Annotated in this window: 13 protein-coding genes; 8 read left to right on the top strand and 5 right to left on the bottom strand. The window is 70.1% G+C overall.

The window, feature by feature from the left end; genetic code table 11:
• Positions 1 to 26: 26 nt before the first annotated feature.
• The 4 genes from ACWCOV_RS02400 to ACWCOV_RS02385 all read right to left on the bottom strand — a co-directional run bounded on the left by ACWCOV_RS02400 (position 27) and on the right by ACWCOV_RS02385 (position 4,844).
• Complete coding sequence (locus tag ACWCOV_RS02400) at positions 27 to 1,175, bottom strand: PQQ-dependent sugar dehydrogenase (RefSeq protein WP_449827417.1); 1,149 nt, start codon at positions 1,173 to 1,175, stop codon at positions 27 to 29.
• Between the two features lie 31 nt (positions 1,176 to 1,206).
• Complete coding sequence (locus ACWCOV_RS02395; RefSeq protein WP_449827416.1) at positions 1,207 to 2,109, bottom strand: LLM class flavin-dependent oxidoreductase; 903 nt, start codon at positions 2,107 to 2,109, stop codon at positions 1,207 to 1,209.
• 72 nt (positions 2,110 to 2,181) lie between these two features.
• Complete coding sequence (locus ACWCOV_RS02390; protein WP_449827415.1) at positions 2,182 to 3,468, bottom strand: class I SAM-dependent methyltransferase; 1,287 nt, start codon at positions 3,466 to 3,468, stop codon at positions 2,182 to 2,184.
• Positions 3,465 to 4,844 carry an FAD-binding oxidoreductase gene (locus ACWCOV_RS02385; RefSeq protein ID WP_449827414.1) on the bottom strand — a complete coding sequence of 460 codons (1,380 nt, stop codon included), beginning with the start codon at positions 4,842 to 4,844 and terminating at the stop codon, positions 3,465 to 3,467. The genes ACWCOV_RS02390 and ACWCOV_RS02385 overlap by 4 nt, the downstream gene beginning before the upstream one ends.
• 71 nt (positions 4,845 to 4,915) lie before the next feature.
• Between ACWCOV_RS02385 and ACWCOV_RS02380 the strand changes: the two genes are divergently transcribed.
• From ACWCOV_RS02380 to ACWCOV_RS02360, 5 genes are all read left to right on the top strand, one after another.
• Positions 4,916 to 5,845, top strand: coding sequence for a 2-hydroxyacid dehydrogenase (locus ACWCOV_RS02380; protein WP_449827413.1), 930 nt, complete (start codon positions 4,916 to 4,918; stop codon positions 5,843 to 5,845).
• A gap of 12 nt (positions 5,846 to 5,857) precedes the next feature.
• Positions 5,858 to 6,955, top strand: a complete 1,098-nt coding sequence (locus ACWCOV_RS02375) for a WD40/YVTN/BNR-like repeat-containing protein (protein ID WP_449827412.1) — start codon at positions 5,858 to 5,860, stop codon at positions 6,953 to 6,955.
• Between the two features lies 1 nt (position 6,956).
• Positions 6,957 to 7,223, top strand: coding sequence for a MoaD/ThiS family protein (locus tag ACWCOV_RS02370; RefSeq protein WP_449827411.1), 267 nt, complete (start codon positions 6,957 to 6,959; stop codon positions 7,221 to 7,223).
• A gap of 57 nt (positions 7,224 to 7,280) precedes the next feature.
• Positions 7,281 to 7,814, top strand: a complete 534-nt coding sequence (locus ACWCOV_RS02365; RefSeq protein WP_449827410.1) for an AAA family ATPase — start codon at positions 7,281 to 7,283, stop codon at positions 7,812 to 7,814.
• A 63-nt stretch (positions 7,815 to 7,877) separates the two neighbouring features.
• Positions 7,878 to 8,816: a hypothetical protein gene (locus tag ACWCOV_RS02360; protein WP_449827409.1), complete on the top strand. Its 939-nt coding sequence runs from the start codon at positions 7,878 to 7,880 to the stop codon at positions 8,814 to 8,816.
• On the opposite strand, the gene ACWCOV_RS02355 is transcribed toward ACWCOV_RS02360, so the two are convergent.
• Positions 8,813 to 8,953 carry a hypothetical protein gene (locus ACWCOV_RS02355; RefSeq protein ID WP_449827408.1) on the bottom strand — a complete coding sequence of 47 codons (141 nt, stop codon included), beginning with the start codon at positions 8,951 to 8,953 and terminating at the stop codon, positions 8,813 to 8,815. The genes ACWCOV_RS02360 and ACWCOV_RS02355 overlap by 4 nt on opposite strands.
• On the opposite strand from ACWCOV_RS02355, the gene ilvD reads away from it, so the two are divergent.
• From ilvD to ilvN, 3 genes are all read left to right on the top strand, one after another.
• On the top strand, positions 8,952 to 10,619 hold the full coding sequence (gene ilvD / locus ACWCOV_RS02350; RefSeq protein WP_449827407.1) for a dihydroxy-acid dehydratase: 1,668 nt from the start codon (positions 8,952 to 8,954) through the stop codon (positions 10,617 to 10,619). The genes ACWCOV_RS02355 and ilvD overlap by 2 nt on opposite strands.
• A gap of 279 nt (positions 10,620 to 10,898) precedes the next feature.
• Positions 10,899 to 12,647 (top strand): acetolactate synthase large subunit, encoded by a 1,749-nt coding sequence (locus ACWCOV_RS02345; RefSeq protein ID WP_449827406.1) that lies wholly within the window; start codon positions 10,899 to 10,901, stop codon positions 12,645 to 12,647.
• 82 nt (positions 12,648 to 12,729) lie between these two features.
• Positions 12,730 to 13,359: an acetolactate synthase small subunit gene (gene ilvN / locus ACWCOV_RS02340; RefSeq protein ID WP_449827405.1), complete on the top strand. Its 630-nt coding sequence runs from the start codon at positions 12,730 to 12,732 to the stop codon at positions 13,357 to 13,359.
• Positions 13,360 to 13,386: the final 27 nt, after the last annotated feature.

The following is a 13,386-nucleotide window of genomic DNA, read 5'->3' as shown; positions in this document are numbered from 1 at the left end:
CCAAAGCCGCTAAACGGTTGGCGGGATCAGCGGCTGATCGTGACCCGGAGGATCCGGTCGTCGCCGTCGCGGGTGCCGCCGCGGCCGTCGGTGTTCGAGGTGGTCAGCCACAGCGACCCGTCCGGCGCTGTCTCGACCGTGCGCAGCCGGCCGTACTGCCCGACGAAGAACGCCTGCGGCTCACCCGTTCGCTTGCCTCCGGCAACCGGAATCGCCCACAACCGCTCACCGCGCAGCGAGGCCATGAACACGTGCCCCTGGGCGAACGCGATCCCGGAGGGCGACGCGTCACTCGTCCGCCACTGGGCGATCGGGTTCGTCATCCCGTCCAGGTTCTCGATGCCCTCCGCGGCCGGCCATCCGTAGTTCGCGCCGGAGGTGATCGTGTTCAGCTCGTCCCAGGTGTTCTGGCCGAACTCGGCGGCGTACAGCTGGTTTCCGTCGAAGGCGAGGCCCTGCACGTTCCGGTGGCCCTTGGTGAACCAGAGCCGCCCGCCCGGGTTCCCCGGCGCGGCCTTGCCGTCGGTGGTGATGCGCAGCACCTTGCCGCCCAGCGACCCGTCGTCCTGCGAGTTGGGCCGGTCGGCGCCGTCGCCGGTCCCGGCGTACAGGAATCCGTCCGGGCCGAACCGCAGCCGGCCGCCGTTGTGGATCGACGCCTCCGGGATCCCGTCCAGGATCACCTGCTGGTCGCTGAGCCGGTTGTTCTGGAAGGTGATCCGGGCGATCCGGTTGTCGCCGCCGGCGCTGTAGTAGGCGTAGATGTACGGGCGGCGTGGGTACTGCGGGTCGACGGCCAGCCCGAGCAGGCCGCCCTCGGACGACGGGTCCACGTCGTCGACCTCGCCGACCTCGCTCACCTGCCCGCCCGCGATCCGCTTGATCTTCGCCGAGTCGCGCTCACTCACCAGCGCGCTCTGGTCCGGCAGGAACGCCAGGCCCCACGGCACCTCGATCCCGGTCGCCACGGTCGACGCGACGGCCAGCTTCACCGGCCCCTGCGCGGTGGCGGTGGTCCGTGGCGGGGCGGACGTCGTACCAGGGCTGGTCGGCGCCGGTGTCGTGGTGCTGGGACTGGTTGCCGTCGTCCCCGAGCCGGACGGCTCGCCGTCGTCCCCGGAGCACCCGGCGACGAGCGCGAGCGCGGTCACCACCACTGCAGCACGAGCCTTCACGCCGTCTCCTCAGGTCGATATGCCTCCCAAGTTAGCGGCTCACACCAGCCCGTACGGCGGGAATCACCCGACCTGCAACCAATTCGAGAGACCGCATCGCGGCCTTGTGCGGCAGCGTCGGCAGCCGGAGCCAGTGCGCGAAGTGCGCGAACCGGGTCGCCTCGTGCAGCGCGATCAACCGGGTGGCGATGTCGTCCGGCGTGCCGACGAGGTAGTCCTCGCGGCGCAGTGGCGGCGGTTCGGTCCCGCCGTACGACGCGATTTCGCCTTCCAGGTAGGCGATTCCCGGCGCGGCGTCGGACCAGGCGCGGTCGGCGTCGTCGTCCACGTGCATGATCCCGGTGCAGATCAGCGGCGGTGGATTGGCGACCACCTCGTCCAGCAACTGCCGCCGGGCGATCAGGTCGGCCGGCGTGGCGCAGTAGATGATCACCCCGTCACCCAGCCGCACCGCCCGCCGCAACCCGGCCGCGGTCACCCCGGCCACGTAGATCGGGAGCTCGCCGAGAGGTTTCGGCGTCACCGCACCCGCCCAGGCGTCCCGGATGACCCGCACACCCTCTTCCAGCAGCTTCCCGCGCCGCCGCCGGTCGACCCCGAACGCGGCGAACTCCCGCTCCGAGTACCCCTGCCCGACCCCGAGCATCATCCGCCCGTTCGACACCTGGTCCACCACGGCCGCGTCCTCCGCGAGCCGCAACGGGTGGTGCAGCGGCAACACCAGAATGTTCGTCCCCACCCGGATCCGCGAGGTCCGCGCCGCCAGCACCCCGGCCATCACCAGCGGCGACGGCAGCATCCCGTCGCCGGTCAGGTGATGCTCCGACAACCACACCGCGTCGAAGCCCAGCCGATCGGCGACTACCACCTCAGCGACCCGGTCCGCGCCGTACCCGTCCTCCCGGACATCCATCAACACGCCGAACTCGATCACCCAACCCACCCTCGCCCGCCCGCGCGACGGCGTCCAATGCCGATCCGGCGCACAGTTGATGCGCCGGCGGCATCAGCTCAGCCAGGTCGGCCGGAGTGGGAAGTGGGCGTTGGAGTCGGGGTCCAGCTTCACGGCGAGGATCTGGTGGAGCTGGGTGTTGTTGCGTTCGAAGCCGACCCGGCAGGCGGCCAGGTAGAGGCCCCAGATCTTGGCGGTGGGGTAGCCGACTTCGGCGACCGCCTCGTCCCAGTGCGCCTCGAGGTTGTCGGACCAGGCCGCGAGGGTGAGGGCGTAGTGCTCGCGGAGGTTCTCCTCGTGGCGGACCTCGAAGCCGGCGTCCTGGGCCTCGACGATGATCCGGCCGGAGCCGATCAGCTCACCGTCGGGGAAGATGTAGCGGTCGATGAACGCGCCCACCGAGCGGTAGCGGTTGTCCGGCCGGGTGATGCTGTGATTGAGCAGCCGGCCGCCCGGCTTCAAGCGGTCGAGCAGGAAGCCGAAGTACGACGGGTAGTTGCGCACGCCGATGTGTTCGGTCAGGCCGATCGAGCTGATCGCGTCGAAGTCCCGTTCGGGGACGTCGCGGTAGTCCAGGAACCGCACCTCGGCCAGATCCTCGAGGCCCTCACGCTTGATCGCCTCGGTCGCCCACTGCGCCTGCGCCGACGACAACGTGACGCCGAGCGCCTTGACGCCGTACTCGCGGGCCGCGTGCCGGACCATGCCGCCCCAGCCGCAGCCGACGTCGAGAAGTCGTTGCCCAGGGCGCAGATCGAGTTTGCGAGCGACCAGGTCGTACTTCTCCGCCTGCGCCTGCTCCAGCGTCGCGTCGAGCGACGGGTAGACGGCGCAGGTGTAGGTCATCGACGGCCCGAGGATCCACTCGTAGAAGCGGTTCGACACGTCGTAGTGGTGGTGGATGGCCGCGCGGTCCCGGGTCCGCGAGTGCCGCAGGCCTTCGAAGGTACGGCGCCACCGCGGCAGGTGCTCCTGGGGCGGCGGAGGCGGCGGCTTCAGGTGGCTCCAGCCCAGCCCGCGGACGATCCGCAGCGCCTCGGCAGGCGTCGGGCGGTGGAAGTGCACCTGGTTGAGCATCATCTGCATCAGGGCGTACGGGTTGCCCGGGTGCACACCGGTGATCTCCAGGTCGCCCATCACGTACGCGCGAACCAGGCCGAGGTCGCCCGGTGCGGTCAGGATGTAGGACAGGCCGCGTTCGGACGCGAGATGCATGTGGATCTGCGAGTCTTCCGGCCCGGTCGCGCTGCCGTCGTACGCCGTGAACCGGAACGGCAGCCCGTCCGGTGTCACAGCGGTCAGCGCCTCGGCGATCGAGACCCGGGTTTCGAGGGTGGTCATCGGCGTGTCACCGCCTTCTCGTAGAGCCCGGTGAGCCGGGCGTCGGGGTCGTAGCGTTTCTTGACCTCTGTCAGGGCCGGGACGTTGTAGAGCCGGTCGAAGGTGTCTCGGTCGTAGTAAGCGTCGGAGTACAGCGACTTGTGCCCGTCGAAGTCGGCGACGGCTGTCTCGATCCGGCGGTTGACGTCGCCGTCCGCCGCGCCCGGAGCAATCGGCACCGTGCCCCAGAAGCCGACGTTCACGTATGTCGTCGCCGGCGTCAGCGGGTACAGCGGCCAGGCCGTCGTACCGCGCAGCCGCAGCGGGCACAGCCACACCGGGCGCATCCCGACCTCGGCGTCGAACCAGCGCAGGAACGCCGCCAGCCGGGTGACCGGGATCTCCACGTCCTGGACGACGCGCTCGCGATCGGGCTTGCCGCGGCGGCGGTTGATGCGGGCGGCAATCTGGTGCCGGTTCTCGAAGCCGACGATCTTGTGGAACACGTCGCTGCGCCGCCAGCGCTTCGGCCACAGCCGCCGTACCACTGGCTGCTGCGCGCCGAAGGCTGCCGAGCACCAGAACCAGTCGGTGTCCCAGCGCCACAGGTAGTCGTGCGCGGTGAGGAAGTCCGTCTGCCGCTGCTGGATCGAGCGGTAGTAGATCTGCTGCCCCGTGTAGTCGCTCGTCTTCACGGCCGCGTCGCTGTTGCGGCCCAGCGTCAGGTACGCCTCGGTCGGCTTGAACGCGACGCCGTCGACGAAGTGCACCGGCTCGCCCTCATACATGCCGGAGGCAACGATCTCCTCGATCGCCGGGGCCAGCCGGTCGAGTCCGACCCGGACGTGCCGGAGCGCGACGTACGGCGAGATCCGGTCGAGCTCGATCCGCAGCCGGGTCGCGTACCCGAGCGTGCCGTAGGAGTTCGGGAACGTGCGGAACAGGTCCGCGTGCTCGCCCTCGGGCCGCGCGGTGACGATGTCGCCGGCGCCGGTGAGGATGTCGAGCTCGAGCACGGACTCGTGCGGCAGGCCGGCCCGGAACGACGACGACTCGATCCCGAGCCCGGTGACCGCGCCGCCCAGGGTGATCGTCTTCAGCTGCGGCACGACCATCGGCGTCAGGCCGTGCGGGAGGGTCGCGGCGACCAGGTCCTCGTACGTGCACATTCCCTGCACGTCGGCGGTCCTCGCGGCCGGATCGACGCTGATCACACCGGTCAGCCCGGACACGTCGAGCCCGGGCCGGTCGACCTCGGTCCGCGGCCGGAACAGGTTCGAGCTGCGCTTCGCCAGCCGGACCGGCTCCCCCTGCGGGATGCGCTGGTACGACGAACGCAGTCGCCCTACGGCCTGATCGTGATCGAGGGTAGAGGCCAGATCCGATGTCGAAGGCACCGATCCAATGTACGACGATCCTGTGGACGACGGGATGAAAAATGTCCGGCCGGGCGAGTAGGTTCGGGGACATGGCTGATGTGAAGGCGTGGTTGCCGTGGGAGGACGCGGAATCCACCCTCGGCGGGGTGCCCGCGGGTTTCGACGTGGAGTGGTTCGCCGGCGGCGCCCGGCCGGAGTCGCTGGACCGGGTGGAGTTCTACGTGCCCGCGTACATGGGCGGCTCCGACGTGGTCGAGGTGGTCCGCGACATGCCCGCGCTGAAGGTGGTGCAGCTGCAGACCGCCGGTTTTGAGAACGTGCTGCCACATCTGGCCGATGACGTCACCTTGTGCAATGCGCGGGGTGTCCACGACGCGTCGACCGCCGAGCTCGCGGTCGGCCTGATCCTGGCGTCGTACCGTCGCCTGCCGCGTGCTGTGCGCAACCAGGACCAGCAGGTCTGGCCGGCGTCGTACGACGAGATGGACGACTCGCTCGCGGACCGGACGGTGCTGATCCTGGGGTACGGGTCGATCGGGGAGGCGCTGGAGCGGCGGCTGACCGGGTTCGAGTGCGAGATCATCCGGGTCGCGCGGCGGCCGCGGGAGGGTGTGCACCCGATCAGCGAGCTGCCCGACCTGCTGCCGCTGGCCGACGTCGTCGTGCTGCTGACCCCCGCGACGGCCGACACCCGCGGGATGGTGGACGGCAAGTTCCTGGCCCAGCTGAAGGACGGCGCGCTGCTGGTGAACGTCGCGCGCGGTGTCATCGTGGACACCGACGCGCTGCTGGCCGAGCTGGCGGGCGGCCGGATCCGCGCCGCGCTGGACGTGACCGATCCCGAGCCGTTGCCCGCCGGGCACCCGCTGTGGTCAGCTCCGAACGTGCTCGTCAACCCGCACCGCGGCGGCGCCTCGACGGCGTTCGCGCCGCGTGTCGCCCGCCTGGTCCGCGCGCAGCTGGAGCGGTACGCGGCCGGCGAGCCATTGATCAACGTGGTGGGGGGTCCACCGCGGTAGAGGAGGACAACGATGTCCGAGGCCGTACTGCTGATCGGGACCAAGAAGGGGCTCTGGATCGGCCGCAGTGACGCTGCGCGCAAGGACTGGACGCTGGACGGTCCGGTGAAGCAGTTCGAGATGCAGGGTGTGTACGCGGTCGGGATCGATACCCGCGGCGACCGGCCGCGCGTGTTCGCCGGTGGGACGAGTGAGCACTGGGGACCGGCCGTGTTCCACAGCGATGACCTCGGCGCGAGCTGGGACGAGCCGCCGGAGGGTTCGATCGGCTTCCCCAAGGACTCCGAGACCTCACTCGAGCGGGTCTGGCAGATCCAGCCGGGTCCCGCGGCGCAGCCGGGCGTCGTGTACGCCGGGACGGAGCCGTCGGCGCTGTGGAAGTCGACCGACGGGGGAGTGACGTTCGAGCTGGTCCGCGGGCTGTGGGACCACCCGCACCGCAAGGAGTGGGGCGCCGGGTTCGGCGGCCAGGCGATCCACACCGTCCTGCCGCACCCGACCGATCCGGATCGGGTCAGCGTCGCGATGTCGACCGGCGGGGTGTACCGGACGACGGACGGCGGCGCGTCGTGGGAGCCGGCGAACCAGGGCATCAAGGCGTACTTCTTCCCCGACCCGTACCCGGAGTTCGGGCAGTGTGTCCACAAGCTGGCCGCGCATCCCGACGTACCGGAGCGGATGTTCGCGCAGAACCACCACGGCGTCTACCGGTCCGACGACGGCGGGGCGGTCTGGAAGTCGATCGCGGACGGGCTGCCGTCGGACTTCGGGTTCCCGATCGCGGTGCACCCGCACGAGCCGGAGACGGTGTACGTCTTCCCGCTGGTCGCCGACGGGAACCGGATCCCCACCGAGGCCAAGTGCCGGGTCTTCCGGTCCCGCGACGCCGGATCCACGTGGGAGCCGTTGTCGGAGGGGCTGCCCGACGTGCCGTCGTACGCGCCGGTGCTGCGGGACGCGATGTCCACGGATGCGGCCGACCCGGCCGGGGTGTACGTCGGCACGCGCGACGGCTGCGTGTACGCGAGCGCGGACGCCGGCGACACCTGGACCGAGGTCGCCCGGCACCTGCCGGACGTGCTCACCGTCCGCGCGGCGGTGATCGGCTGACATGGCGATCGCGGTGAAGCTGCCGACCGTGCTGCGGCCGTTCGCGGGTGGCGCCGAGCGGGTCGAGGCCAACGGCGCGACCGTCGGCGAGGTCGTCGCCGCCCTGGACCCGGTCCTGCGGCGACGGCTGACCGACGAGCAGGGCGCCGTCCGGCGGCACGTGAACATCTACCTCGGCAACGACAACATCCGCGACCTGGACGGCCTCGGCACGGCGGTCCAGGACGGCGACGAGCTCGTGATCCTGCCGAGCGTGGCGGGCGGCTGACGGCGGCCGAAAGAAAGGACTGCAGTTCGCCGGTCAGGTTGGCTAGCGTCGGGCGGCATGACCGACGTACTCCTCCTGACCGGCTCACCCGGCTCCGGCAAGACGACCGTGGCCCGCCTCGTCGCGACCGACGCCCAGCGGCCGACCGTGCACGTGACGACGGACGAGTTCTACCGCGCCATCCGCACCGGCTTCATCGCGCCGTACCTGCCGGAGTCCGCGCGGCAGAACGACGTGGTCGTGGACGCCATCGTCGCCGCGGTGGCCGTCTACGCCCGCGGCGGCTACGACGTGGTGGTCGACGGCGTCATCGGCCCGTGGTTCCTGCCGCCGTTCCTGAAGGCCGCGGCCGACGAGCAGTGGACGATGTCGTACGTCGTCCTGCGGCCCGACCTGGAGACGACGCTCAACCGTGCGCATGGCCGGGCCGCCAGCGAACTGAAGGACGTGGACGCCATCACCGGCCTCTACACCGCCTTCACGGACCTGGGCGACCTGGAACGACACATCCTCGACACCACTCAGCTGACCGCCGAGCAAACCGCCACTGCCGTCCGCGAGGCCGTCGCCGCGGGCACGTACCGCGTCTGAAGCCCGTTGCACGAAGGTGCAAAGCTCGTTCCGGCGGGCGGAATCGGGCCTACCATCGCGGCCATGGGGATCTTTTCGCGCAAGCAGGCGGTGCACGGGCTGCGGCTGGATCAAGCCTGGGCCGACTCGGAGCTTGACTCGGCGTACGCCGCGGTGCGCGGTGGGGATCTGTCGGCCGGGCACGCCTTGCTGAGCGCGACGCCGTACAGCACCGATCTGCGATCGATCCGGGTGATGGGGCTCGGCAAGGCGGCGGTCGGCCACAGCGAGCAGCTCGAGCTGCGGTTGGAAGCGGCTCCGGGCGACCCGGACCTGCTGGTGTGGCTCGGTCACACCCTGGTTTTCGAGGCGTGGGGCGTGCGTACCGGGCAACTCGCGCAGTACGTCTCCGAGCAGCGGATCGCGACCTTCCACGACATACTGCGTACGGCGGCCGAGGTGCTGGACTACGCGATCGCGTCGGCTCCGGACGACGCGGTGCCGTGGGAGGTGCTGCAGTGGGTCGCGATCGGCCTGCACGCGTCAGTCGACGACAAGAACGACATCTTCCGCTCGGCCATGGAACGCAATCCGGTCAGCTATCAGGCGCACAGCGGGCGAGTGCAGGCGCTGGCCCCGAAGTGGTCCGGTCTGAAGCTCGCCCAGATCGTCCGGTTCGGCCGTCAGGTGGTGACGAACGCGCAGCCCGGCAGCGTGCTCTGCTCGCTGTTCGCGCATGTCGTCAACGAGGTGTGGGTCGAGACGCGCGAGGTCGCCAACCGCCGGGAGGAACTCCTTGCGGCCCGCCAGAAATGGCTGCTCTGCGGCCGGCCCGCCGAAGCCGCCGACGTCTCCGCCCACGGCGCGATGGCCTTCGCGCTCAAGGTCGCCGGCGCGCGATCCGCCGCCATGGAACACGCAGCCCTCACCCAAGGCCGCGTCGAATCCCTCCCCTGGGGCTACACCGCCGACCCCGACCCCTTGACCGCCTTCGCCAACGCCGTCACCCGCCAAATGGCCTAACGCCAGGTGCCGGTCCAGTCGTACAGCGGGGCGGTTGTCGCGTACTCGCGCAGGTAGCTGATCCGGCCGTCCGCGAGCCGGGCCAAGGCGAACCACGCGTGCATCCATTCCTCGGCTGTTGCATAGAGTGAGGCCATGGTCGATGTGAAGCCACGCAGCCGGACAGTGACCGATGGACTCGAGGCGACCGCGTCCCGCGGGATGCTGCGGGCGGTCGGGATGGGTGACGACGACTGGGCCAAGCCCCAGGTCGGGGTCGCATCGAGCTGGAACGAGATCACCCCGTGCAACCTGTCCCTGGACCGGCTCGCGAAGGCGGTCAAGGAGGGCGTGCACGCCGCCGGCGGGTACCCGCTGGAGTTCGGCACGATCAGCGTGTCCGACGGCATCTCGATGGGCCACGTCGGCATGCACTACTCCCTGGTCAGCCGGGAGATCATCGCCGACTCGGTCGAGACCGTGATGGAGGCGGAGCGGCTCGACGGCTCGGTGCTGCTGGCCGGCTGCGACAAGTCGCTGCCCGGGATGCTGATGGCCGCGGCCCGGCTCGACCTCGCGTCGGTCTTCCTGTACGCCGGGTCGATCATGCCTGGCCGGCTCGGCGACAAGGATGTCACGATCATCGACGCCTTCGAGGCGGTCGGGGCCTGCGTGCGCGGCCTGATCACGCAGGACGAGGTCGACGCGGTCGAACGCGCGATCTGCCCCGGCGAAGGCGCCTGCGGCGGGATGTACACGGCGAACACGATGGCCGCCGCCGCCGAGGCGCTCGGGATGTCGCTGCCCGGCTCGGCCGCCCCGCCCGCGGTCGACCGGCGCCGCGACGGGTACGCCCGCAAGTCCGGTGAGGCCGTGGTCGGCCTGCTGCAGAAGGGGATTACGGCCCGTCAGATCCTCACCAAGGAAGCCTTCGAGAACGCCATCGCCGTCGTGATGGCGCTGGGTGGCTCGACGAACGCCGTACTGCACCTGCTCGCGATCGCGCGGGAGGCCGAGGTCGACCTGTCGCTGGCCGACTTCAACCGGATCGGCGACCGGGTGCCGCATCTGGGCGACCTCAAGCCGTTCGGCCGCTACGTGATGACCGACGTCGACCGGGTCGGCGGCATCCCGGTGGTGATGCGGGCGCTGCTCGACGCGGGCCTGCTGCACGGCGACTGCCTGACCGTGACCGGGAAGACGATGGCCGAGAACCTCGCCGACATCGCCCCGCCGGACGTCGACGGCGTGATCATCCGCGCCCTGGACAAGCCGATCCACGGCACCGGCGGGATCACCATCCTGCACGGCTCGCTGGCGCCGGAGGGCGCGGTGGTGAAGAGCGCCGGCTTCGACTCCGACGTCTTCGAGGGTACGGCGCGGGTCTTCGACGGCGAGCGTGGTGCGATGGACGCCGTCGCCTCCCTGAAGCCGGGCGACGTCGTGGTGATCCGCTACGAAGGCCCGAAGGGCGGCCCCGGCATGCGCGAGATGCTCGCCGTGACGGGCGCCATCAAGGGCGCCGGTCTCGGCAAGGACGTCCTGCTGCTCACCGACGGCCGCTTCTCCGGCGGTACGACGGGACTCTGCGTCGGCCACGTCGCGCCGGAGGCCGTGGACGGCGGACCGATCGCGTTCGTCCGCGACGGCGACCGGATCACCCTCGACGTCAAGAACCGCACCCTCGAGCTCCACGTCGGCCCCGCGGAGCTCGAGCAGCGCAAGGCCGGCTGGACCCCGAAAGCACCGAACATCACCAAGGGCGTCCTCGGCAAGTACACCCGGCTGGTCCGCTCAGCTTCTGAGGGCGCTGTCTGTATCTAAGACAGTCATCTCAGATCATGGGACGGTTAGCCGTCGAACTTGACCCGGTCGCGGTGTGTCGGCGAATGTTGCCTACATGCGATCGATTCTCCTCGTACTTGTGCGGCGCGCCGACTGACGCGACCACAGAGTCGAGCGCGCCCCTTCAGCCAACCCGGCGGAAGGGGTTTTTTGTTGCCAATGCGACTATCTGCGACCCAGATGCGCAACGACGACAAGCAAGAGCGAGGATGGATCGGTCGCGACAAGCCAATCGTGACAGGACAGAGGAAGGCACTCATGAGTGAGCAGCTGACCGGGGCACAGGCTCTGATCCGCGCACTGGAACATGCCGGAGTGGACACCGTCTTCGGCATCCCGGGTGGCGCGATCCTCCCGGCGTACGACCCGATGCTCGACTCGACCCAGATCCGCCACATCCTGGTACGTCACGAGCAGGGCGCCGGCCACGCCGCCCAGGGGTACGCCTCGGCGTCCGGCAAGGTCGGCGTCTGCATGGCCACCTCCGGCCCTGGCGCGACCAACCTGGTGACGCCGATCGCCGACGCGTACATGGACTCGGTGCCGCTGGTCGCGATCACCGGCCAGGTGGCCAGCGCCGCGATCGGCACGGACGCCTTCCAGGAGGCCGACATCCGCGGCATCACGATGCCGATCACCAAGCACAACTTCCTGGTCAACGACCCGAACGACATCGCCACCACGGTCGCCGAGGCGTTCCACATCGCCGCCACCGGCCGGCCCGGCCCGGTGCTGGTCGACGTGACCAAGGACGCGATGCAGGCCCGGGTCGACTTCCACTGGCCGACCGAGCTCTCGCTGCCCGGCTACCGGCCGGTGACCCGCCCGCACCCCAAGCAGGTGCGTGAGGCGGCCCGGCTGATCGCGGCCGCCGAGAAGCCGGTGCTGTACGTCGGCGGCGGTGTGATCCGGGCCCAGGCCGACGCCGAGCTGAAGGAGCTCGCCGAGCTGCTCGGCATCCCGGTGGTCACCACGCTGATGGCCCGCGGCGCGCTGCCCGACACCCACGACCTGCACTTCGGCATGCCGGGGATGCACGGCTCGGTGTCCGCGGTCGGCGCCCTGCAGCGGTCCGACCTGCTGATCTGCCTCGGCGCCCGCTTCGACGACCGGGTGACCGGCAAGCTCGACTCGTTCGCCCCCGAGGCGAAGGTGATCCACGCCGACATCGACCCGGCCGAGATCGGCAAGAACCGGGCCGCCGACGTGCCGATCGTGGGCGACTGCAAGGAGGTCATCACCGACCTGATCGCGGCCCTGCGGACCGAGATCGCGAACACCGGCCGCACCCCGTCGTACGACAGCTGGCGCAAGCAGCTCGAGGCGGTCCGGGCGAAGTACCCGGTCGCGTACGACGAGCCCGACGACGGCACGCTGTCGCCGCAGTACGTGATCGAGCGGATCGGCAAGATCGCCGGCCCGGACGCCGTCTACACCGCCGGCGTCGGTCAGCACCAGATGTGGGCCGCGCACTACCTGCCGTTCGAGAAACCCGGCCACTGGCTGAACTCCGGCGGCCTCGGCACCATGGGGTACGCCGTCCCGGCCGCGATGGGCGCCAAGGTCGCCCGGCCGGACAAGACCGTGTGGGCGATCGACGGCGACGGCTGCTTCCAGATGACCAACCAGGAGCTGGTCACCTGCGCGCTGGAGGGCATCCCGATCAAGGTTGCCGTGATCAACAACCAGTCGCTGGGCATGGTCCGGCAGTGGCAGACGCTGTTCTACGACCAGCGCTACTCCAACACCGACCTGCACTCGGCCCGGATCCCGGACTTCGCCAAGCTGGCCGAGGCGATGGGCGGGGTCGGGCTGCGCTGCTCCGACCGGGACTCGGTCGACGCGACGATCGAGAAGGCGATGGCGGTCCACGACGCGCCGGTCGTGGTCGACTTCGTCGTGCACCGCGACGCGATGGTCTGGCCGATGGTCGCGGCCGGCATGAGCAACGACGAGATCCAGATCGCCCGTGACATGGCGCCGGCCTGGGACAGCGAGGAGCTGTAGACATGACTGAGCGAAGCGAAGGCATCAGAAAGCAGAGCCAAACCGCTTGCGCGCCGGCGCCCGGAGCGAAGCGAGGACGTCGATGAGCAAGCACACACTGAGCATCCTGGTCGAGAACAAGCACGGGGTGCTGGCCCGGGTGGCGGCGCTGATCTCGCGGCGCGGGTTCAACATCGACTCGCTCGCGGTCGGCCCGACCGAGCATCCGGAAGTGTCCCGGATGACCATCGCGGTCAGCGTGGACGAGCAGCCCTTGGAGCAGATCACCAAGCAGCTGAACAAGCTGGTGAACGTGATCAAGATCGTCGAACTCGAGCCCAGCCAGACGGTGCAGCGCGAACTGCTGCTGGTGAAGGTCAAGGCGGACACTCTGACCAGGGGACAGGTGCTGGAGACCGTCCAGCTGTTCCGTGCGAAGGTGGTGGACGTGGCTCCGGACGCGATCACGATCGAGGCGACCGGTAATCCCGACAAACTCGAGGCCATGCTCCGGGTGCTGGAACCCTTCGGCGTCCGCGAGCTGGTGCAGTCCGGCATGGTGGCGATCGGACGGGGCAGCCGCTCCATCTCCGACCGCACCCTGCGGCCGGTCCCGGTGCCACCGCCGCACGTCGCTTCGGGCACCCCGAACGTGCAGGCACAGCCCGCCGCCGATCGATCGCACCCGGTCCCGGCGCCGCCGCCGGGCCGATCCGTGGCCCGGCACAGCTGAGTCGACCACGCCGAATTTTCACTACAG

The sequence above is a fragment of the Kribbella sp. NPDC002412 genome (assembly GCF_053592935.1).
The sequence above is the reverse complement of the archived record's forward strand: the minus strand, read 5'-3'. Positions and strand labels throughout refer to the sequence as shown.